Origin of the sequence: Campylobacter sputorum (assembly GCF_002220775.1) — a bacterium.
Lineage (GTDB): Bacteria > Campylobacterota > Campylobacteria > Campylobacterales > Campylobacteraceae > Campylobacter_F > Campylobacter_F bovis.
The window spans coordinates 710,383-732,931 of record NZ_CP019685.1 but is presented as its reverse complement, the minus strand read 5'-3'; the positions used below and the strand labels follow the sequence as shown (position 1 = coordinate 732,931).

General features: G+C 28.7%; 26 protein-coding genes. 12 read left to right on the top strand and 14 right to left on the bottom strand.

The window, feature by feature from the left end; all coding sequences use genetic code 11:
* The first annotated feature begins 61 nt into the window (after nt 1-61).
* The 10 genes from CSPB_RS03755 to hemC all read left to right on the top strand — a co-directional run bounded on the left by CSPB_RS03755 (nt 62) and on the right by hemC (nt 7,594).
* Complete coding sequence (locus CSPB_RS03755) at nt 62-625, top strand: tetratricopeptide repeat protein (RefSeq protein ID WP_089182389.1); 564 nt, start codon at nt 62-64, stop codon at nt 623-625.
* Nucleotide 626: 1 nt separating this feature from the next.
* Complete coding sequence (locus tag CSPB_RS03750) at nt 627-956, top strand: hypothetical protein (RefSeq protein ID WP_089182388.1); 330 nt, start codon at nt 627-629, stop codon at nt 954-956.
* Nucleotides 940-1,575 carry an HAD family hydrolase gene (locus CSPB_RS03745; protein WP_227484152.1) on the top strand — a complete coding sequence of 212 codons (636 nt, stop codon included), beginning with the start codon at nt 940-942 and terminating at the stop codon, nt 1,573-1,575. The genes CSPB_RS03750 and CSPB_RS03745 overlap by 17 nt, the downstream gene beginning before the upstream one ends.
* Nucleotides 1,576-1,661: 86 nt before the next feature.
* Complete coding sequence (locus CSPB_RS03740; RefSeq protein WP_089182387.1) at nt 1,662-1,922, top strand: DUF2018 family protein; 261 nt, start codon at nt 1,662-1,664, stop codon at nt 1,920-1,922.
* A 2-nt stretch (nt 1,923-1,924) separates the two neighbouring features.
* Nucleotides 1,925-2,377, top strand: coding sequence for a hypothetical protein (locus CSPB_RS03735; RefSeq protein WP_089182386.1), 453 nt, complete (start codon nt 1,925-1,927; stop codon nt 2,375-2,377).
* Nucleotides 2,378-2,379: 2 nt separating this feature from the next.
* A complete protein-coding gene (locus CSPB_RS03730; protein WP_089193194.1) occupies nt 2,380-3,273 on the top strand; it encodes a polyprenyl synthetase family protein in 894 nt (297 codons plus the stop codon).
* Nucleotides 3,273-4,580, top strand: coding sequence for a glutamyl-tRNA reductase (hemA, locus tag CSPB_RS03725; RefSeq protein WP_089193193.1), 1,308 nt, complete (start codon nt 3,273-3,275; stop codon nt 4,578-4,580). Before CSPB_RS03730 ends, hemA begins: the two co-directional genes overlap by 1 nt.
* The gene (locus CSPB_RS03720) at nt 4,570-6,282 is read left to right on the top strand and encodes a proline--tRNA ligase (protein ID WP_089189294.1); all 1,713 of its coding nucleotides are present in this window, start codon (nt 4,570-4,572) and stop codon (nt 6,280-6,282) included. The genes hemA and CSPB_RS03720 overlap by 11 nt, the downstream gene beginning before the upstream one ends.
* Nucleotides 6,267-6,644: an FxsA family protein gene (locus CSPB_RS03715; RefSeq protein ID WP_089182382.1), complete on the top strand. Its 378-nt coding sequence runs from the start codon at nt 6,267-6,269 to the stop codon at nt 6,642-6,644. The genes CSPB_RS03720 and CSPB_RS03715 overlap by 16 nt, the downstream gene beginning before the upstream one ends.
* Nucleotides 6,641-7,594 carry a hydroxymethylbilane synthase gene (hemC, locus tag CSPB_RS03710; protein ID WP_089193192.1) on the top strand — a complete coding sequence of 318 codons (954 nt, stop codon included), beginning with the start codon at nt 6,641-6,643 and terminating at the stop codon, nt 7,592-7,594. The genes CSPB_RS03715 and hemC overlap by 4 nt, the downstream gene beginning before the upstream one ends.
* A 54-nt stretch (nt 7,595-7,648) precedes the next feature.
* Here the strand turns inward: hemC and CSPB_RS03705 are convergent, their stop codons facing one another.
* The 4 genes from CSPB_RS03705 to CSPB_RS03690 all read right to left on the bottom strand — a co-directional run bounded on the left by CSPB_RS03705 (nt 7,649) and on the right by CSPB_RS03690 (nt 10,483).
* The gene (locus tag CSPB_RS03705; protein ID WP_089193191.1) at nt 7,649-8,800 is read right to left on the bottom strand and encodes an iron-containing alcohol dehydrogenase; all 1,152 of its coding nucleotides are present in this window, start codon (nt 8,798-8,800) and stop codon (nt 7,649-7,651) included.
* Between the two features lie 27 nt (nt 8,801-8,827).
* Entirely contained in the window at nt 8,828-9,133 is a 306-nt protein-coding gene (locus tag CSPB_RS03700) for a thioredoxin family protein (protein ID WP_089193190.1), read from the bottom strand.
* 11 nt (nt 9,134-9,144) lie between these two features.
* Nucleotides 9,145-10,140, bottom strand: coding sequence for a permease (locus CSPB_RS03695; RefSeq protein ID WP_227484150.1), 996 nt, complete (start codon nt 10,138-10,140; stop codon nt 9,145-9,147).
* Nucleotides 10,141-10,207: 67 nt separating this feature from the next.
* The gene (locus tag CSPB_RS03690; protein WP_089193188.1) at nt 10,208-10,483 is read right to left on the bottom strand and encodes an ArsR/SmtB family transcription factor; all 276 of its coding nucleotides are present in this window, start codon (nt 10,481-10,483) and stop codon (nt 10,208-10,210) included.
* 298 nt (nt 10,484-10,781) lie between these two features.
* Between CSPB_RS03690 and CSPB_RS03685 the strand changes: the two genes are divergently transcribed.
* Nucleotides 10,782-11,639 carry a DMT family transporter gene (locus CSPB_RS03685; protein ID WP_089193187.1) on the top strand — a complete coding sequence of 286 codons (858 nt, stop codon included), beginning with the start codon at nt 10,782-10,784 and terminating at the stop codon, nt 11,637-11,639.
* Here CSPB_RS03685 and fliP read toward each other — a convergent pair.
* Complete coding sequence (gene fliP / locus CSPB_RS03680) at nt 11,607-12,338, bottom strand: flagellar type III secretion system pore protein FliP (RefSeq protein ID WP_089193186.1); 732 nt, start codon at nt 12,336-12,338, stop codon at nt 11,607-11,609. The two genes, CSPB_RS03685 and fliP, sit on opposite strands and share 33 nt — an antisense overlap.
* Nucleotides 12,339-12,458: 120 nt before the next feature.
* Here fliP and CSPB_RS03675 point away from each other — a divergent pair, with 120 nt between their 5' ends.
* Complete coding sequence (locus CSPB_RS03675) at nt 12,459-12,863, top strand: hypothetical protein (RefSeq protein ID WP_089193185.1); 405 nt, start codon at nt 12,459-12,461, stop codon at nt 12,861-12,863.
* Here CSPB_RS03675 and CSPB_RS03670 read toward each other — a convergent pair.
* Genes CSPB_RS03670 through lptE form a run of 9 tightly spaced genes read right to left on the bottom strand, consistent with a single transcriptional unit; the run spans nt 12,860 to nt 22,542 of the window.
* Nucleotides 12,860-13,525 (bottom strand): 3-methyladenine DNA glycosylase, encoded by a 666-nt coding sequence (locus CSPB_RS03670; protein ID WP_089193184.1) that lies wholly within the window; start codon nt 13,523-13,525, stop codon nt 12,860-12,862. The two genes, CSPB_RS03675 and CSPB_RS03670, sit on opposite strands and share 4 nt — an antisense overlap.
* Complete coding sequence (locus CSPB_RS03665; RefSeq protein ID WP_089193183.1) at nt 13,515-14,321, bottom strand: TIGR00282 family metallophosphoesterase; 807 nt, start codon at nt 14,319-14,321, stop codon at nt 13,515-13,517. Before CSPB_RS03665 ends, CSPB_RS03670 begins: the two co-directional genes overlap by 11 nt.
* Nucleotides 14,322-14,330: 9 nt before the next feature.
* Complete coding sequence (locus CSPB_RS03660; protein ID WP_089193182.1) at nt 14,331-15,107, bottom strand: ATP-binding protein; 777 nt, start codon at nt 15,105-15,107, stop codon at nt 14,331-14,333.
* Nucleotides 15,104-18,064 (bottom strand): transcription-repair coupling factor, encoded by a 2,961-nt coding sequence (locus CSPB_RS03655; protein ID WP_089193181.1) that lies wholly within the window; start codon nt 18,062-18,064, stop codon nt 15,104-15,106. Before CSPB_RS03655 ends, CSPB_RS03660 begins: the two co-directional genes overlap by 4 nt.
* A gap of 24 nt (nt 18,065-18,088) precedes the next feature.
* Nucleotides 18,089-18,490: a bactofilin family protein gene (locus tag CSPB_RS03650; RefSeq protein WP_089193180.1), complete on the bottom strand. Its 402-nt coding sequence runs from the start codon at nt 18,488-18,490 to the stop codon at nt 18,089-18,091.
* Complete coding sequence (locus CSPB_RS03645) at nt 18,457-19,272, bottom strand: M23 family metallopeptidase (RefSeq protein ID WP_193625272.1); 816 nt, start codon at nt 19,270-19,272, stop codon at nt 18,457-18,459. Before CSPB_RS03645 ends, CSPB_RS03650 begins: the two co-directional genes overlap by 34 nt.
* Nucleotides 19,273-19,318: 46 nt before the next feature.
* Nucleotides 19,319-20,470, bottom strand: coding sequence for a folylpolyglutamate synthase/dihydrofolate synthase family protein (locus CSPB_RS03640; protein ID WP_089193178.1), 1,152 nt, complete (start codon nt 20,468-20,470; stop codon nt 19,319-19,321).
* A complete protein-coding gene (locus CSPB_RS03635; protein ID WP_161492182.1) occupies nt 20,457-22,019 on the bottom strand; it encodes a GGDEF domain-containing protein in 1,563 nt (520 codons plus the stop codon). Before CSPB_RS03635 ends, CSPB_RS03640 begins: the two co-directional genes overlap by 14 nt.
* A complete protein-coding gene (gene lptE, locus CSPB_RS03630) occupies nt 22,009-22,542 on the bottom strand; it encodes an LPS assembly lipoprotein LptE (RefSeq protein WP_089193176.1) in 534 nt (177 codons plus the stop codon). Before lptE ends, CSPB_RS03635 begins: the two co-directional genes overlap by 11 nt.
* Nucleotides 22,543-22,549 lie beyond the last annotated feature (7 nt).

Sequence of the window (22,549 nt, the reverse complement as noted above, 5' to 3'; positions counted from 1 at the left end):
TTATTTTATATTAAAAGCTATTTTGTTATCCTTATAGTTAAAAATTTAAAAAGGGAGTTTTATGAAAAAAATAGTTTTTTTACTATCAGCTTTTGCTATTATGTTATCAGCTGCTAATAATAAGGCAAATGAGTTACAAACAAAATGCGATAATAACGATTTAGAAGCTTGTAGCGATCTTGGATTTTTATATAGTGAGGGTTTAGAAATAAATGGTGATGATAAAAAAGCCATAGAACTATTTACAAAAGCTTGCGAAGGTGGTTATGCTAGAGGTTGTGCTGAGCTTGGAGTAATGTATGAAGGCGGTTTTGGCGTTCAAAAAGATACTAAAAAAGCTATCTCTTTGTATGAAAAAGCTTGTAAAAACGAATATCTAAAAAGTTGCAATTACCTTGGGACAATGTATGCATCACAAAAAGATTATGATAAAGCAAAAGATTTATTTATAAAATCTTGTGATAAAGGTAACGCTATGGGATGTTTTAGTATCGCTACGCTTTACCATAATGCAAAAGGCTTTAAAAATGATATAAATATGGCTATGAAGTATTATAAAAAAGCTTGCGATTTAAAAGACGAAATAGCTTGCGTTCAATATGAAAATTTAAAAGAGAAAAAATAACTTGGAACAAACAGATAAATTTAAAAGAGTAAAATACATAAGATCTCTTGAAAAATTTGTAAAATCAATCGTTGGAATAATAAAAAGAGATGATTTTGATGAAAATTTATTTAAACAAAGAGTTGAAAAAAGTTTTGAAATTTTAAAGAAAGTCGAGCCCGTGTATCTTGATCAATCCTATACAAAAGGATTGGTTGAGTTTGTAAATTTATCTTTAAGTAGCACAAATAAAGATGAGCTTTTAAAATCATTTAATCAACTAGAAAAGATAAAAAATCTAAAATATAAAAAAGAAAAACACAAAAAGAGCTTTAATGAGTATGAATACTAAAACAATTATATTTGATATGGATGGAACAATTATAGATAGCTCAGAAGCTATCTGTGTTACTATAAATCAAACAAGACGAAATATCGGACTAAAAACCGATTTACAAAAAGAATTTATTTTAAAAACAATTAACTCACTAGATAAAAATATGACAAAAGAGTTTTTTAATTTAGAAAATCCAACAAATAAAATGATGCAAGATTTTCAAAAAGATTTTGACAAAAACTACAATATTTATGCTAAAAAATATGAATGTGTTGATGAAATACTTGATTTTTGTATATCCAAGAAATATTTCGTAGTCCTTGCAAGTAACGCTCCACAAGATAGTTTAAAAGCAATTTTAGAAAAAAATAAAATATATGATAAATTTAATTTTATCATAGGTTTTAGTAAAAATACACCCAAAAAACCAGATCCAACTATGTTAAATTTAGCCAAAGAAAAAGGTTTAAATAATACAGCAGTTTTTATAGGAGATAGCATAAAAGATGAAATGGCTGCGATAAATGCAAATATGCCTTATATAAATGTTTCATGGGGATTTGGAGAAAATAGCACTAAATTTAAAAATGCTAAGAATTCTAATGAGCTGATAAAATTTATAGAAGATATATAAATTATATAATTGTGTAATTTAAACTAATTTTTAATAAAACATTATTGTGATATAATCTAGGTTTAATGTTTTAGTTAAGGTAAAAAATGAATGAAAATGATCTTTTTTGCGGAGATTTAAGAGAAAAGTTTTTTGATATTTTATTTCATGCAACACGAAATAGTGTCGAAGATGAAATACAAAATTTACTTAAAAAATACATAGCTATGGAGCATTTACTAGAACAAAATGGAATTGATCTAAAACAAGTTGATCTTTTTGAATATGAAAATGCTAAAATTTTAGATGAAAAGTTACAAAATATGTATATGCATCTAAGTAGTGAAATTTTAACAAAAAGCATATAAAATTGTTTAAAATTTTTTGTATCTTAATCATATTTTATGTCAATCTTTTTTGTGCTTCTTTAGAATTTGCTTATGAATATAAATTTGAGTTAAAAAAAGACCAGATGGCTAGAGTTGCAGTAAGATTAAATAGCGAGGATAAGCAAAGAGAGATAGAGTATTTTAACTTTAGATGGACGCTTTATGATGCTACAAATATGATAGTTCATAGTTGGTGGAGAAAATACCCAAGACATATGAGTGTTTCATTAAGAAATGGATTAAAAGAATACGACCAGTTGCTATTTGAGCCAAAAGAAAACTTTCCCAAAGATGAAGTTAGGCTTTATCTTGCTTTCTTAAAATATGAAAAAGGTATAGCTACTTTTATGGTATATATCAAAGACGAAGCAAATAGAGTTGAGGTAAAATTTATTGATCCAAAAAAACCAAACAATACAAATAATCAAGGATAAAAATGGATAAAATAGATACCATAATTACAAATATGATAAAAGAGCTTGATTATGAGCCATTAAATGAAATGTTTGCAAACATAAACTCAGGCAAAAAACTAAGATCAAAACTTCTTTTAAAAATAGCCACAGAAAATGAAAATTCATTAAAGTTATGTGCTATCATAGAACTAATTCACGCAGCTAGCCTTTTGCACGATGATGTAATAGACGAAAGCTATACAAGGCGTGGAAAAGCTAGTATAAATGCAATTTATGGTGCTAAAAATGCGATAATGCTTGGAGATATTTTATATTCAAAAGGATATTTTGAACTTAGCAAATTTGATAATTTTATATCTCAAAATATATCAAACGCCGTTAGCTTGCTTAGTATAGGCGAGATAATGGATGTATCTATGGGAGAAGAATTTAATCAAAGCGAACAAAAATATCTAAAAATGATTTATTATAAAACTGCAGTTTTAATAGAAGCAACAGCTAAATGCGGGGCATATCTAGGAAAATTTGATATAGATGATTTCGCAAAATATGGCAAAAATTTAGGTATTGCTTTTCAAATTATTGATGATATACTAGATGTAACACAAGATTCAAAAACACTTGGAAAACCTGCTTTAAATGACTATAAAGAAGGAAAAACCACACTTCCTTACATATATCTTTATGAAAAACTCAACAATAAAGATAAAAAATATCTTATTTCTTTATTTAAAAAAGATTTAAAAGATGAAGAACAAAGCTGGATAAAAGAAAATTTGGCTAAATTTAACATTATAAAAAAATGTTTAAATGTAGCAAAAAATTATGGAAATGATGCTATAAATTCGGTTAAAAAATACAATATAGAAGATCTTGAAAATATAGTAAAAAGTATGATAGATAGGACATTTTAATGCATTATATGAGTATTAGTTTCACGCACAAAAATACAGATATTTGTGTTCGTGAAAAACTTTCTTTTTCAGATAATGAAAATAAAAGAAAATTTCTACAAAACATCTGTTCTAGCAAATATATAAGCGAAGCTATGGTGCTAAGTACCTGTAACAGAGTTGAGATTTTTACCAGAAGCTTAGAACATAAAGAAGCAGAAGATCTTATACTCTCACAACTTCATCAATCAAGCGGTATTGATTTAGAAGAGCTTACAACCAGAGCCGATATTTATGAAGATGAAGGGGCAATACATCATCTTTTTTCAGTTGCAAGCTCACTTGATAGTTTAGTCATAGGCGAAACACAAATAGTTGGGCAACTTAAAGATGCCTTTATTTTTGCATATGAAAATGGTTTTGCAAAACTAAACATAAGTAGAGCTATGCACTATGCTTTTAAATGTGCAGCAAGTATAAGAAACTCAACTGATATATCTAAAAATCATATATCTGTTTCAAGCGTGGCTGTAGCAAAAGCCAAAGAAATTTTTGGTTCAATTGAAAATATAGAAGCTTTGATTGTCGGTGCTGGCGAAATGAGTAGGCTTGCTGGCAAACATCTAGTAGCAAGCGGAGCTAAAGTTACTATAATAAATAGAAGTTTAGAAAATGCAAAAGATTTAGCAGATGAACTTGGTATAAATGCGTCATATGATTCTATCTCAAAACTAGCACAATACATAAATAAAAACAAAATTATATTTAGTGCAACAGGGTCTTCAAATCCCGTAATAACAGACGATATGCTAGAAAATAAGGATTTTGATAGATACTTTTTTGACATAGCTGTTCCAAGAGATATTGATATAACTCCAACTGATAAAATTCATATTTTTGCTGTTGATGATTTAGATGAGATTGTCAAAAAAAACACAACCATAAGAGAAGAACAAGCACAAATTGCATACGCCTTAGTAGGAGATATGACAAATGAGTTTTTTAAATGGATACAAAGTTTGGCATCAACTCCTATAATTAAAGCTTTAAGATTTAAAGCAAGAGAAGTAGCAGAAAATGAGATACAAAAAGCTATCAAAAAAGGCTACTTAAAAAATTCAGATAAGGAAGAAGCAAGAAAGCTAGTTCACCAAGTTTTTAAGGCTTTTTTACATACACCTAGTGTAAATTTAAAAGATTTGGGAAACAAGGTAGAAGCTGATGCTATAATTAGATCAGTTCAATACATATTTGATATACAAGATAAATTTAAAGAATTTAATTTTTACAAATGCGAATACGAATGGGAGAAAGATAGTGAAATTTAGCAAACTCTACGCACCTACTACAAAAGAAGCGCCAAAAGATGCAACTCTTCCTAGCCATATATTTTTATTAAGAGCTGGATTTATAGGACAAATTGGAAGTGGGCTTTATAACTTTTTGCCACTTGCTCAAATGGTAATAAATAACATCAAAAATATTATAAAAGAAGAGATGGATGAAGCTGGAGCCTTAGAAATAACTATGAGCATGGTTACACCAGCCGAACTTTGGAAGCAAAGCGGTAGATATAGTTATTATGGCAAAGAACTTTTAAGATTTAAAGATAGAAAAGAAAACGAATTTGTTCTAAGCCCAACAAACGAAGAAAGTGTTGTAAATATTGTAAAAAATAACATTACAAGCTACAAACAACTTCCACTCCATCTTTATCAAATAAATACAAAATTTAGAGATGAGGCAAGACCTAGATTTGGACTACTAAGAGGCAGGGAATTTATAATGACTGATAGTTATAGTTTTCATGTCTCAAAAGAAGATATGAAACGAGAGTTTGATCTTATGGAAAAAACATACTCAAATATCTTTACTAGACTTGGATTAAATTACAGAGCAGTTGATGCAGATAGCGGTGCAATTGGTGGAAGCGGAAGTAAAGAATTTATGGTTTTAGCAGATAACGGCGAAGATGATATTTTGGTTTGCGATAATTGCAAATACGCAGCAAACATAGAAGCCGCAAAAAGAAAACCATTGAAAACAACAGCAGACATGCCAGAAGCACAAATGAGTAAATTTTATACCCCAAATTTAAAAACAATAGATGAAATAGCAAATTTCTTTAAAGTTGATAAATTTTTTACGATAAAAGCCGTGATAAAAAAAGCTATTTACGAAAACGATAGCAAAATAGTGGTTTTATTTGTAAGAGGATGTGATGAAGTTCAAGAAAAGAAAGCACAAAACGCTTGTAACGCAATAGAACTCGTTGATGCTAGTGAGGAAGATATTTTAAAAGCGGGATTGGTTCCTGGATTTTGTGGTCCAGTTGGTTTAAAAAATGTAGATTTTTACATAGATAGTGAACTAAAAAATGCAAAACAAATGATTTGCGGTGCTAACGAAAAAGACTATCATATAATTGGTTTAAATATTGTAAATTTTAATGACGATAGATTCAAAGACCTAATAGCTGTAAAACAAGGAGATATATGTCCTCATTGCGGAGGCAAATTACACATCACAAAAGGTATAGAAGTTGGACACATTTTTCAACTTGGAGATAAATACTCAAGTGCAATGAATGCAACCTTTTTAGATATAAACGGAAAAGCACAGCCTTTTTATATGGGGTGTTATGGCATAGGCGTAAGTCGTTTAGTAGCCGTTATAATAGAAGCAAATCATGATGAAAAAGGTTGTATTTGGAACGAGCAAACTTCTCCTTTTAAACTAGAGATAATCATATCAAATTTAAAAGATAACTCTCAAGTAGATTTTGCAAACCAAATTTATAAAAACTGCAAAAGCCTAGGCATACAAACACTTCTTGATGATAGAAACGAAAGATTTGGCGTTAAAATGAGTGAATTTGAACTTATGGGATTTCCATATGCCCTACTCATAGGCAAAAGCTTAAATGAAGGCAATGTAGAGCTAATAGAGAGAAAAACACTCAATAAAACTATAATCAAAAAAGATGAAATTTTAGACAAATTAAAAGAGATATTATGCAAAAAACATTAGCTTTTATTTATATTTTTATCGAAATTTTTATAATTTATGCATTTATAGATGAATATGGATTTTTGAAATTCTTACTAGAAATTATAATAAGTGCAGTCATTGGCTTAATGCTTATGTTTAAATTTGGATTTATAAATATGGCAAATTTAAGCTCTCCTATGCAAATGATAAGCAATTTTGGTATAAGCATTGGCGGATTTTTATTAATGTTGCCTGGGTTAATGTGCGATATAGTTGGTTTATGCGTTATAATATTTTCAGTTTTTGCAAATAAAAAGATTGATAAAAATTATAATTTTAAAAAAGATAATACAAACGAAGATATCATAGATGTTGAAGTGATAGATGAGGATAAAAAATGAAAAAATTAATCATAGCAACAAGAGGAAGTGCCTTAGCAATGTGGCAAAGCGAGTTTATACAAAGTGAGATTAAAAAAACTCATGGCATGGAAGTTGAACTTTTAAGTATGAAAACAAAAGGCGATGTTATATTAGATTCCCCTCTTGCAAAAATTGGCGGCAAAGGACTTTTTACAAAAGAGCTAGAAGAAAGCATGATTAGAGGCGAAAGTCATATAGCTGTGCATAGTTTAAAAGATGTTCCCATTGTTTTTCCAGATGGTCTTTTACTTGGTGCAATTAGCAAAAGAGAAGATGTTAGAGATGCTTTTGTTAGCGAAAATTTCAAAAATTTACAAGAACTGCCAAAAGGCTCTAGAGTTGGAACAACAAGCCTTAGAAGAAGAATGCAACTTCTTATGATTCGCCCTGATTTAAATATAATCTCACTTAGAGGCAATGTAAATACCCGCTTAAAAAAGCTAAAAGAAGGCCGTTTTGATGCAATCATACTAGCCGTTGCTGGTATAAAACGACTTAATCTTAACAAAGAAATAAAATTTGTTACACCATTTGAACTTGATGAAATGGTGCCTGCTATGGGACAAGGTGCCCTAGGAATAGAGGCTAAAAACTCTAATGATATCTTAGACATAATTAGCTTTATAAATGATGAAAAATCTCACATAGAAACAACTATAGAACGCGATTTTGTTACTATGTTAAACGGTGGCTGTCAAGTTCCAATAGGTATAAATGCAAATTTAAAAGGTGATGATGTAAAAATAAGGGCTGTTTTGGGATTGCCTGATGGAAGCAAGTTTTTAAAAGAAACTTTGATTGTTAATAAAGATAAATACAAAACTATAGGTAAAGAATTAGCTACTAAATTTATAGAAAAAGGTGCAAAAGAGCTTTTAAAAGAAGCTGAAATAATGGCTGAAAAACTACAATCAGAGAATATTTACTAAATTTAAAGCGTATTAAAATACATAATATTTTATGTATTTTAATACAAACATATCCTATTTTGCGTTAATCAAAATAACTCTAACTACTTCTGGGGTGACTTCACTATGCTCTCCCCAAATTTTATTTCTTTGTATAAATCTCTCAGCAATTTTAATAGATGCTTCTTTTTCATCTATACCATAATCACTAAGATGAGTTTTTACTCCAAGTGAATTGAAAAATTCCTCTATCTTATTTATGCAATTTGATGCGATTTGATCTTTATTTCCTTCTAGTTTAAATACCTCTACACCAAGTTTATAAAGTTTTTCTTTTTTATTTTTCAAATGAAGTCTGTATCTACTTGGTAAAACCACAGCCAAACTTTGAGCGTGATCTATGCCATAAAATGCAGTAAGTTCATGTCCTATCATATGCACAGCCCAGTCTTGAATAACTCCAGCCCCTATCCAACCATTTAATCCACATGTTGCACACCAACAAATATTTGACATAACATCATAATCGCTTGGATCTGATATAGCCTTAGGTCCTTCTTCAAGCAAAGTTCTTAAAATGCCTATAGCCCACAAATCTTGCATAGGAGTGTTTATATCCCAAGTAGCGTATTGTTCCAAAGTATGAACAAATGTATCCACTATGCCATTTTGAATTTGTCTAAGTGGCAAACTTGCGGTATAACTTGGATCAATTATAGAAAATTTAGGAAAAACAAGACGACTTTTAAAAGAGAGTTTATCTTGAGTGCTTCTTCTTGATATAACACCACCATTATTCATCTCAGATCCGGTTGCAGGAAGCGTCATAACGCTTGCTAGCGGAAGTGCATTACTAGCACATTTTTTACCCTCTAATACTTCCCATTCATCGCCGTTTTCATAAAATATAAGCGATATAAACTTAGTAGCGTCTAAAACACTTCCTCCGCCAACAGATAATAAAAACTCCACGCCATTTTGCCTAGCAAAATTTCTTGCTTTTACACATGTATCAAAATCTGGATTTGCCTCTATTCCACCAAATTCTACAAAATTTAAACCATCCATTGCATTTATAACATCATCATAAACGCCATTTTTCTTAATGCTTCCACCGCCATAGAGAAGTAAAATCTTTTTATCTTTTGGAAGAAGTGATGAAAGTCTTTTAACCTCATCTTTACCAAAAACTATCTTAGTTGGAGTATGTAGTATAAAATTATTCATATCTTATCCTTTCTTTAGGATTATACATTATAAAGATAAATTAAAATTTTCTTTTATTAAATTTACTATCTCTTTTACACTTAAAACTCTACCATAACTTAACACTTTTTCATCTATCAAAAGAGCTGGAGTGCTCATAACTCCATATCCAACTATCTTAACTAAATCTTTGATATGCCCTACTTTTTCATCCATATCAAGTTCTTTTAATGCTAAAAGCGTATTTGATTCTAATTCATTACACTTTTTGCAACCAGTTCCAAGAATTTTTATCCTTGCATTTTCATCTAAGCTATCATTTTGATCTTGTGCTTTTTTAAATTTAAAAAACATATCATTTCCCTTTATATAAAAATTTTCTCAAAAATATTAAAAATATATCCAACCATAACTATACTAATCACACAATAACCTATAAACAAAGCTAAAAGTTTTGGCTTCATAGCTCTAGATAGCATTATCATAGATGGTAAAGAAAGCGTAGTTACTGCCATCATAAAAGATAGCACCACTCCAAGAGTTGCTCCTTTTAAATACAATGCTTCAGCTATAGGAATAACGCCAAATATATCAGCATACATTGGCGCACCAACTAAAACAGCTACAATCACACCAAAGAAACTATCTTTACCAAGTAAATTTTGTATAAAATCTTGTGGTATCCAATTGTGAATATAAGCGCCGATTGCAACACCGACTATTATATAAAAAAATACTTTTTTAAAAGTTTGAAATGTTTGCTCTTTTGCATAAACCACTCTATCTTTTTGGCTCATTTCAAACTCTTGTAAATTTGTATTTTGTATAGATAATATGTATTCTTGTATATATTTTTTTTCATCTAAATTTCCAAGTAAGCTTCCGCCAAGCACAGCTATAACAAGCCCAACTATAACATAAATCACTGCGATTTTTATCCCAAAAATACTACTTAGCAAAACAAGCGAGCCAAGATCTACCATGGGAGAAGATATAAGAAAAGATAGCGTTACACTAAGTGGCAAACCAGCAGAACTAAAACCAATGAAAAGAGGTATTGACGAGCAAGAACAAAATGGCGTAACAGTCCCAAGAAGAGCTGCGATAATGTTTGCAAAAATACCTTTAAATTTTCCAAGTATTTTTTTACTTTTTAGAGGAGAAAGATAGCTTTGTATGTATGAGATTAAAAATATTAAAACACATAAAAGTATAGTTATCTTTAAGACATCATAGATAAAAAAGTGCAAACTTCCGCCAAATTTACCATCTAAATCAACTTTAAAATTTAAAAGCAAATTTCTTATAAAATCACTTAACCACTGCATACCTAAAACTTGAGTTGTAAAAAAATTATCCAAATTATTTTTCTCCATTATTGATTGATGCTTTTAAATATTTCTATATAAAATAGAAAAAAAATACTAACTAATGGCATTTTATATTATCTAATAAATTTTTTGCCATATCTAACCCATCTTCATTTAAACTATAATACATCCATTTGCCATCTTTTCTACATTTTACAATATTAGAATCGCAAAGTATCTTCATATGATGAGAAAGAGAAGGTTGCTTTATATCTAACTCTTCAAGCAATACACACGCACATTTTTCACCACTGCATAAAATATCAAGTATTTTAAGTCTATTTGGATCACAAAAAGCTTTAAAAACTCTAGAATTGTCTATAAATTTATCCAAATTTAATCCTTTTTTTAAAATTATATAACACATATTGATATTTGTCAATATGATATTAATATTAAATTATAAATTTTGTATCAATGAGAGAATTTACATTATCAAATTATTATAAAAAACACATATATCTAAATTTAAGATTGATTTTTTATTTGTGATTTTATTTTGTTGTTTTTTGATTATAATATTACTTAAATTTACCAAAAGAAACGCCTAGACATATTACTATTGTTTTAGTTTGGTGTATAATTACACATAATTTCATATAAATTGTATGTAAATTTATAAAAGGATTACTTTGAATACTCGTTCAAAAGGTACGTTTTTAGTTATTTTTGGTGTTTTTTTGATGAGTTTTGAATCACTTATCATAAAAGCGACAAAAAGTGATATTTTTAGTATAACAATGTATTTTGGTCTTTTTTTGGCATTATCATCATTTTTGATATCTTTAAAAAATGGATTAAAAACAACGAAAAAATCGTTTTCAATAGAAAAAAAGGCTCTTTTTACGGCTGCATTTTGTATGGCTTTTGCAAATTTTTTCTTTTTTTATTCAGTAAAATATATAGGTATTACTATAACTGTTTTAATTTACGCAACCTGTCCTATTTTAACTGCGATTTTAGAAAGCATAATTTATAAAACAAGAGCTGGAGCAATGCTTTATATAACATCTTTAATTATAATTTTTGGTCTTTTCATAGCTATAAAAGATAATATTAAATTTGATGAAATGTTAAATATATTTTTTTGTTTAATTGGTTTAATTTGTTTTAGCATAATTTATATTGTACTTAGCAATAAAAAAGAAGTAGATAGAAAAAGTGTAATAACTCTTTGTGGTTTAATGCTGTTTTTCTTCGCACTTCCTTTTGCAAATACAAAGATAAATTTGCAAGATTTTTGTTTGTTATTTTTTATGGGATTTTTTCTAACAAGTATATCAAGGTTAGCTATAGGTTATGGAGCAATGTTTATTTTAGGAGCTGAAGTTACACTAATATGCGTTTTAGAAAGCATACTAGCTCCAATCTGGGGGCATATAATCCTTGGAGAAATTGTAAATTTAGATATGATTATAGGCGGAACTATAAGTATTTTCGCAATAATTTGTTATATATCAATGAAAACTCGCTATAAGATTTCCTACTAATAAATTCCATCCATCAACCAAAACAAAGATAAGAAGCTTAAAAGGAAGTGAGATCATAGTTGGTGGCAACATCATCATACCCATAGACATAAGCACTGAGCTAACAACCATATCTATAACTAAAAATGGAAGATAAAGCAAGAAGCCTATTTCAAATGCTGTTTTTAGTTCGCTTATAACAAAAGCAGATATTGCTATGCTAAAAGGTATATCATCAACTGTTGCTGGATTTTCTAAATTTCTTATACGAAAAAATAGAGCTAAATCTTTTTGTCTAGTATTTTTTATCATAAAATCTTTAAAAGGTTTTGAGCCTTTTACAAATGCTTCTTGATATCCAATCTGCTCTGCTAAATAAGGCTTTATACCATCATCATAGGCTTGTTTGCCAACAGGCTCCATAATAAAAAATGTTAGTATCATAGCAAGAGAAATTAGTATTGTATTTGGAGGCATTTGCTGCGTTCCCATTGCTTGTCTCATAAAAGAAAAAACAATCACAAGTCTTAAAAAACTTGTCATCATAAAAACAAGACTTGGAGCAAGAGCAAGAATGGTTAAAACTATTAAAACATTTAAAGATGTTACAAGCTGTCCAGGAGTATCTGGTGCACTAAGACTTAAATTTACGGTTGGTATAGTAGGCTCAGCACCAATTAAGCTAACAGCAAATATGAAAAATAGTATAACTGCTCTCAAAAAACACCTTTTAAAAATTATTCTATATTTTAGTTAAAATTGATTAAATTTATAGTTAAATTCTTTGCATTTTTGAATTTAATAGATATAATTATCAAAAAAAATTATAAAGGATTTGCAATGTCTAGTATAGTTTTTCAAAAGCAGGATTTAGAGCCTTTGTTAAATCATCATATAAACATATTACAAAGATTTACAAATGGAAGTGAATCAACATTTTCTTTGATATATTTTAAGGCACCAAAAGACTTTAAAAATAGCGATATTTTTAAAAAAAGTTTAAGATCTACAGATGCGCTTTTCATAGATGATAATCACTATATCGCTATGCTAATAGGCACTGACTGGAATGGCGCATTAGAGGTTTTAAGTGGGATTCAAAGTTTTTTCGATGATGATAAATATGATAATATAGTCTGTTATCCAGATGACGGAAAAGATGGCGCAACTCTTATGAATAATTTACAAGATATGATTATAGATAATTATGGCATAACTTTAGATATTCTAAAAATAAAAAGTTAGAAATCTATAAATTTTGCAAAGATTTCATCTGCTTGTTTACTAAATTTATTTCCCCTTAAGTGCAGTTTGCAAAACTCAACTATGGCTCCATGGAATCTAGCATAAATTTCATTTATACTAAGATTTTCTCTATAATAATCACATATTATTTGCATATCCATACTTTCTAACCACTCTCTAGCTTCGTCGTAACTTTCAAATTCATAATTTAGTTTTGATAATATTTTTTTCGTATAATTATCGACAACCATTATATCACGCTTACAAGCATAACAAAGTATAGCATCACAACTCTCAAAACCTATCCCTTTTTGAGAAATAAGCCATCTTCTACTTACTAAATTTACAAAACTATCAAAATCTCCAAAATCTTTTAATATGTTTTTGCAAAGCATATTTAATCTTTTTGATTTTACATTATGAAAACCACTTGGTTTTATAAGTTCACTTAAAACCAAAATATCGCAATTTGCTATTTTTTCTAAATTTAATAAATTTGCATTTTTTAAATTTTGTAAAGAATTTTCAACATTATTCCATTTTGTATTTTGTGTTAAAATAGCACCAACTACTACTTCAAATGTTCCATAATTTGGCCACCAACAATCATTTACTTTAATACCAGATTTTAAAATAGCTATAAAAAGTTCATCACTTTGCAAAAATTGCCCTTTGAATTAAAATTTCATCAATACCATCTATTAATCTAATCTTAAAAGCATCTACAGCTTTACCATTATTATCTGTTTCAAAAACAACCATTTGAAAAGCTCTTTTAGCATTTTTATCTACACTAAAAGAGTGTTTTAAACCAGTTAAAAAGCTTTTAATGGGAGAACTTGCCTCAAAGCCTATGATATCAAAATAATTTCCACTAAGCCCCACATCTGTTACATAAGCCGTGCCATTGTAAATTTGCAAATCATCAGTCCCAATATGAGTATGAGTTCCAAAAATAGCACTAACTTCGCCATTTAAATAGCACATCATAGCCCTTTTTTCGCTAGTTACTTCAGCGTGAAAATCAATCAGTATATTTTTACTTTCACTTTTTGCAATCGCTTCTTTTGCTGAGAAAAAAGCATTATTTGTAATGTTAAGTCCATAATTTCCCATCAAATTAATAACACATAAATTTTTGTTATCTTTTTTTAAATTTATAATGCCTTTGCCACTAATACCATCATAATGATTATAAGGTCGAAGTATCGGCATTTCATCCATCAAACCAACTATATCTTTTTGATCAAAACTATGATTTCCACCAGTAATAACATCAACACCGCTTTTTAAAATCTCAATAGCATTTTTAGAATTTATACCAAATCCACCGCTTGCATTTTCGCAGTTTGCTACCACAAAATCAAGTTTATAAGTTTTTTTAACTTCTTTAACATTTGATATAAGAATTTCCCTACCAGGTCTTCCTATAACATCGCCTATAAAACCAACTCTCATAATCTAAATTTATACTTTACTTTCTAATAAATTTTTATATTCTATAAAAAATTGCTTTGCAGTTCTACCACTTCTTGAACCTTTTAACATAGCAAAACTTTTTGCATTTTTTATAAGCTCTTCTTCATCATATTTATAACCTAAAAAATAGTGTTTAACTATGTTTATATACTCATCATAACTGCCTTGATAAAAACTTATCCAAAGTCCGAAACGATCAGATAAAGATATCTTCTCATCAACACTATCGCCATAATGCAACTCACCGCTTGTTACATATACATCATTATTGTCGCTTTTTTGCTCACTAACTAAATGTCTGCGATTTGATGTGGCATAGATGATTACATTTTTAGGGGCTTTTTGTATGCTTCCTTCCAAAATAGGCTTTAAAAACTTATAGCTATCATCACTATTCTCAAATGAAAAATCATCACAAAATATTATAAATTTATACTTTTCATTACGGATATCATCTATAATATCAACTAAATTTTCAAGATCAGCTTTGTTTAGTTCTATAATTCTAAGATTTTTATCTTTTAGCTTCCAAAATACAGCTTTTACTAAACTTGACTTACCGCAACCTCGCTCACCCCAAAGCAAGGCGTGATTTGCACCATTGTCATTTATAAAATTTATAGTATTATTTAAAAGCTTTTCTTTTTGTTCATTGATATTTATCAAATCATCTAAATTTACAGCATCTATGTCGCAAAATTTAACAGCCATAAGTGCATTTTTGCTTTTTCTATAAACAGCTGCGTATGTTTCATCCCAGTTCATTTATTACTCTCTTTCCTCAAATAAACCAAAACTTCATTTATAATGTCATCATCGTCTTTACTTTTTGATTTTAGTTTTATACTCTCGCCATTTTGCTTTTTAAGAGTAATGTTTTGCTCGTAATTTCCAATATAAACAAAATCTTGCTTTATAGCCATAACTTTTATAGCCATAAGTTCAATAAACTGCAATGTATAAATATCCAATCTACCAAACCGATCTTCTATCTCGCTTTGTATTTCATAAACTTCTTTTACATCTTCACACTTGCTAAGTCTTCTATAAAGTTCTAATCTCAGCCTATCTTCGCTTATAAAATCACTATTTAAAAATGCATTTATACTAAGTTTTAGTTCTATTTCTTTGTTTTCTTTTGCTAAATTTTGATTTAAAAGCGTGTTAATATGCGTTTCAAGCATCCTTAAATAAAGCGAATACCCAATAGCTTCTATATGTCCGCTTTGTTCGACACCAACTAAATTTCCACCACCTCTAATCTCTAAATCGTGATACGCTAGCACAGAACCAGCCCCTAAAAAAGAGTTACTCTCAAGAGAAACTAATCTTTTTACACTTTGACTACTTAAAGATAACTTATTTTCAACTAAAAAATAACAAAATCCTTGTTTATCGCTTCTTCCAACTCTTCCTCGAAGTTGATGTAAATCAGCCATACCAAAATTATTTGCATTATTTATAATGATGGTATTTACATTTGGTAAATGAATTCCACTTTCTACAATACTAGTGCAAAGCAATACATCATACTCTTTATTTGCAAATTTTATCATTTCTACTTCTGTTACTTTTGGATCTATTTTTGAATGAAGTATGAGTATTTTTAAATTTGGAATAATTCCAAGAAGTTCTTTTTTTGCACTCTCCATAGTGGCAATGTGATTGTGTATATAAAATGTCTGTCCGGCACGCCTTAACTCTCTAGCAATAGCTTCTTTTATAATCTTTTCGTCCCACTCTTTTACAAGAGTTCTTATATCTAGCCTGTTTTGCGGTGGAGTTGTAAGTGTGCTATATGATTTTATGGAGCTTAGTGCCATATTTAAGCTTCTTGGTATAGGAGTTGCACTCATACTTAAAAGATGGCAAGATGATGAAATTTCTTTTAATTGTTCTTTTTGTTTTACGCCAAATTTATGCTCTTCATCTATGATAATTAATCCTAAACTTAAATCTTTTACATTTAACAGGGCGTGAGTTCCAATACAAACGCAAGGTTTATTTGATTGAAGTTGTTTTTTAATCTCTGCTTTTTCTTTAGTACTTGTAAAACGATCAAATTTAAAAACATCTATACCAAAACCTTTAAAGCGCTCTTTAAGAGTTGCATAATGTTGGGAGCTAAGAAGAGTAGTTGGAACAAAAAACAACGCACTATATCCACTTTTGATAGTTTTAAATATAGCATTCATAGCAACTTCTGTTTTCCCAAAACCAACATCACCACTTATCAACCTATCCATTACTTTGCCACTTGCTAAATCCTTGCTTATATCATCAATTGCTTTTATTTGATCTTTTGTATATTCAAATCCAGCACTTTGCATAAATTTTAGATATTCTAAACTATCACACTCAATTTTAACACCCTTTATAAGCTCTCTTTTAGCAGCAAGTGCGATGATATTTGAAGCTATAGCAAAAAGTTTTTGTCTAACTTTTTCTTTTATTTTAGCAAAACTTCCCTTTCCAAGTTTGTCTAAAACAGCTATATTTCCACTTCCTGCTATATATCTATCTATTTTATTTAAATGCTCTACTGGAAGCAAAAGTTTATCATTATTTTGATATATTATCGCAACAAATTCTCTTTTAGCACCCAAAATTTCAACTAATTCAAGTCCTTCAAATTTACCTATACCATAATCTTCATGAACGACTAAATCTCCGCTATTTAGCTCATCTAAAACAAGGCTTGATTTTCTAACTCGTTTTTTCTTTTCAAATTTATTTAACGATAAGATAATCTCATCTTTGCTTATTAAATTTACAACATAAGGTGAAATTTTTAAATTTACATTTGAAAAACAATCAAGTTCATAAGACTTAAAAATACCATCATTTTTTGATAAAATAGTAATTTTTTTATCTTTATGAAACTCCAAAAATTCTTTACTTAGTGTGGTGTTTAAGTCTTTAAAATTTTTGGCTTCTTTTATAACTGGAAGTTTTTTTAAAAACGACAAATCAGTATCTGTAATTATATCTTGCAAATTTATATCATTAACAAGTATTACTTTAAATTTATCAAAATAATTCTCAAACCCATCAATAGCCCAAAAACCAAGCGAATTAAGATCATTTATAAAAGCATCGCTTTGCATTTGAGATATCTTGTTTGTTACATTTTCATACTCATTCTTACTCAAATAAGCTAAAAATGGCGAAATTTCTATACTCTCAAGCTCTAATTTATCGCTTTTTTGGGTGCTTGGATCATAATATCTTATGCTTTCTATCTCATTATCATCAAGAAGAATCCTAAATGGTTTTTCTTTTCCAATGCAAAAAATATCTATTATCTCTCCACGAAAGCTAACTTCTGCTTCGCTTTCTACTATATCAACTATGTTGTAACCAAATCTTAAAATCTCTTCTTTGAAAGAATTTAAATCTATTTTGTCTGCAAAACTTAAATTTATAGTATGAAAATGAGATTTTGAAGGCAGTTTGTTTAAAAGTGTTCTAATTGGGCTTATTAGCATTTTTTTTGAGTTTGACTTATAAAAACCATTTAAAACAGAAGATATTTCAAAAAGCTCTGCATTAAATGGTCTTAAATCATCTCCAAAACTTGCTCTAAAATCTGGTAATCTATAAGCCTCTATACCACAATAACTCACAACATTGCTAATCACACTTGCTTGTTTATCATCATCGCAAACTATAATATCAAAATCATTTTTTTCAAGACAAAACTCATAAATTTCACTTTGCACTATACAAAAACCTTAAAACCACATTTATTCATCATCTTTTTGTATCAAAATATCAAGTTGTCCAGTGTTTTCCTCAGCAACTTTTCTAACACTACTTTTACCTTCAAAAATAGCTTTTGCTTCTATTATAAATTCTTCTGAAATTACATTTCCATTAATGCTTCCGCCAGCTAAAATTTGAACGCTCTCACAATCTACTTCTCCAGAAAAAACTCCGCTTACTATGAGTTTTTTAGCCTTTAGTGTGCCTTTTATATGACCTTGATTTCCTATAACAACAACTGAATTTGATAAAATATCTCCATCCAGCAAACCATCAACATGAAGCATACTTTCAAAATTAAACTCACCCTTGAGTTTTGCGCCAGTTGATATCACTGTTGTTTCTGTGGCTAATTGGTTATTGCCTTTATTAAAGATTGCCATGGAACTCTCCCTTCTTTTTTAAATATTTCTTCAAAATTTTTACTATCCCATTTCATAAAATTTGCAGGATCTAAAGGTTTTTGTATAAATCTAATTTCATAATGCAAATGTGGTCCAGTTGAAAGTCCAGTATTTCCACTATAGCCTATAAGATCTCCTTTTTTTATAAACTGACCTTGTTTAACAACATCTTTTCTACTCATATGTGCATATCTTGTTTTAAACCCATAGTTATGCTCAATCACAACCAAATAACCAAAACCATTATTTCCATTATACTCAGCAAGCTCAACAACACCATCAGCAGGTGCATAAATAGGTGTTCCTATATCTGCAGAAAGATCAATTCCAGGATGAAATTCTTTTCTTTTGAGTATTGGATGATCTCTCCAGCCAAATTTAGCACTAACTCTTTTATAATCAATAACATCTCCATTTGGAATTTGAGAAAATATAGCATTCATTTGATATGTAGTAACTTTTATATCATCTATTCTCTCAATTAATGTAACATTATCATCAGAAGTTAGTCCAATTTGTTCTTCCATCTCAGCAATTTTATCTTCTACAGCTTTAAAATCTTGAGTTCTTTTGTCAAGTTGTTGTTGTATTTTTTCATTTTCCAACATTAGTTCATTTTTTAAAATTAAAAGCTCATTTCTTTTTTTTGAAAGTTCGTTTGTTTGAGTAGATAAAATACCAATATAAAGCATTCCAAAAATAAATGAACAAATCACAAAAATAACTATATATAAAACTATCTTTTTGATAAGCTTATGCATAGTTATGTGTTTTGTACCTTTTGTATCGCTTATAGTTATTATAAACCTATCTTTCAAAACAGTTCCTTAAAAAATATTCTACTAACATAAAAGATCCAAAAACTAGATATTTTTCATCATCTTGTATGCCTTTAAATTTATCCCATTTTATATTAAGCTCATTTAAATACTCTATTATTTTTTTGCCACCAAGTTCTCTATCGCTTGGATAGTCTAGAATTTCAACTCTTTTTACTCTACCCTTAAAAAGCTTTAAAACTCCTTTTATATCCTTATCTAAAAAAGAGTTATATACTAAAATCATATCATTGCTTGATATATTTTCTAAAACTTTTTTAGCACAAAGTTCATTATGTCCTACATCTATGATAATATTTTTAGATATACGCTGCATTCTTCCTTGTAAATCTAAGTTTTTTAAATTTGATAAATCTACATCTATTTTTAGAAATTTTGTAGCACTAAATGCTAATGCTAAATTTGAATACTGAAAATTTGCAAGATTAAATTTATCTATATATTTTTTTATATCATTAAAATTATTTTCATTTAATAAATCTTTTGCAAAAAATAGATTTGAGTTTTTTTGCAATGCTATATCTTTTGCTATTTGTACAGAAACATCATTCATTTCATCATTTAAAATAGCGTTTTTTGCCATAGAAATCAGCTTAGTGCGAGAAATTTCCTCTAAATTATTTCCAAGTATTCCAACATGATCAAGTCCAATTGGCGTAAAAAGACAAAGCTGTTTATCAAATACATTTGTTGCATCATACTGAGCACCCATTCCAGCTTCTAAAATGACAAAATCACATTTTTCAAAAAGCGGAAGTGTTAGAAGGGTTGCGTATTCAAAATAACTTATTTTTTCTTTAATTTCATCGCTTAAAATATACCAAAGTCTTTCATGAGCATTTTGTAAATTTTCATCGCTTACTATACTATCATTTATATAAAACCTCTCATTAAAACTAAAAATATGCGGGGATGTATAGTGTCCTACGCTTTTATTAGCCAGTCTTAAAAGCTGGGCTAAAAACCTACCGGTACTTCCTTTGCCATTTGTTCCAACAACATGAATAACCTGCTTATTTATAAATTTATCTTTTATAGCATTAAAAACATTTGGCATAAAAGAATGGTCTATTTTTTTATAATATAGTGGCTTTTTATTTAAAAATTTACTTAATTTCATTATTTAACTCAGGCATTACCTTATTTCTACCGCTATTTTTAGCTTCATACAGAAGTTTATCTGCAGCATCTAAAAGATCTTGCGAATTTTTATGCTCAGATCTGCTTGCTATACCACAACTTACAGTTATTGTTATTTTTTTATCCCTATAAATAAACTGAAAATTACTAACTATATTTCTTATTTTTTGGGCTACAATATAAGCTTGCTTTAAATCTAAATTTGGAAGCAAAAGAACAAATTCTTCTCCACCATATCTACCTACAAAATCAACTTCTCTTGTATATTTTTTTAAAATCGAACCAAATGTTGAAAGTATAAGATCTCCCGCATCATGTCCATAAATATCATTTACATTCTTAAATTTATCAAGATCAAAAAAGCAAACTGAATAGTTTATGCCATATCTTATATACATTTCATCAAATTTACTAAGCTCTTGCATTAGCCCGCGTCTTGTTGCAACTTTAGTAAGAAAATCTTCATTGCTCTCTTTTTTTGCCTCGCTTAGTTTGGTTTCTAGCTCTTCAACTCTTGCTTTAAGAGAATTTATAATCTCTTGATCGCTTGTCATTTGTATCTGAAATTCTTCATTTTCTAAATCAAGCGCATCTGCTATACTTATAAGTTTTTGCTTGATAATATCAAAATTATCATTTGCTAAATCAATAGAACCCAAATTTTTCTTAATATCTTTCATATTTTTAGATCTATCATTAGACATTTTGGTAGCATTTACAAGTCTTGAGTTTATAGTATTTAAAATATTATTTAAAGCTATTGCCTTATCGCTAATCTCTTCTACATCTAATTCTATGCGTCTTTTTACACAACTTTTAATATTTTTTGAAACTTGCGGCAAAGATAGAGATGATGGGTTTTGTTTTATATTTTTATTTAATATGCTAATTGTTTCATCTTTTTTATTTGAAATAGATGGAACCAAAGAAAGAAGCACAAGCTCTGCAATACTTTTCATATCAACACTATTTTGTTTTAAATTTACAATTAAACTATCGATATCATCAACAAATTTTGATATATCATCTGGTTTAGATATACCATGAAATTCTAACTTCTTAAAAAAGCTATCATCATAACTAGCCGCAAAATCTCTCCACTTATCGCTAAGTATATTTAATGTATTTTGATCTGTTTTTCTTTCTAAAGTTGTAATTGTTGCATTCGCCAAATTTCTCGCATCTTTATTGCCAAGCAAGATTATTGATTGTAAAATTTTCTTACAAAATATACTAAAAGCATTTATTATAACAGCACACTCTGTAGGCTTTGCCATATTTAGCCTAGATATCAAAAACGCAAAAAGCTCATCAACTGTTTTTACATTTAACCTTTTTACTTCTAAACTATACTGATCGCCAAGCTTCTCTACATATTTTTTTAATTTTTGACAATCTTTTGTTGATACTCCATATCTTGCGGATACTTCGCAAAAAACTTGAGCATAATTATCTGGCGTTAAAAGTAAATGTTTGCTTTTAATCTCAAAAAGAGATTCCTTTATGATTTCACTTAATTTAGTTGACATTGCTATATGCTCTAATTGCAAGTTTTGAAATATACTCATCAAAAGATTCACTTGATGAGTTTTTAATAGCATTATATCTCTCAGTATCACTTATAATACTATCAGTAAAACGGGTATTTTTAATTTTTCCACTTATTTTGAAATCATATTCACCGCTTGTTGTTATATTAGATACACTCCCATCTTTAAAATAAGTTTTATAATTTAGTGTTAAATTTGCTTTATATGTAGTTACATAACCATATTGATCATACATTAAAGGAGAAAAATTTATTGATTTTATAGAAACATAAATTTTTGAATCAGCATTTTCTTCATTTTCAGCCAAATTTTTATGAAGCCTATTTACAACTCCTTCTCTTACACTATCTTTTATATAAACACTATTTTTTGGATCAATCTTACTAATAATGACATCTACAAATACATTTTCTCCAAGCAAATCAGTGCTTATTTTTGAAATTGGTTGATATCCACAAGAAGTTATAAAAAAACAGATGAAGATAAAAAAAATATGTCTCATATAATTT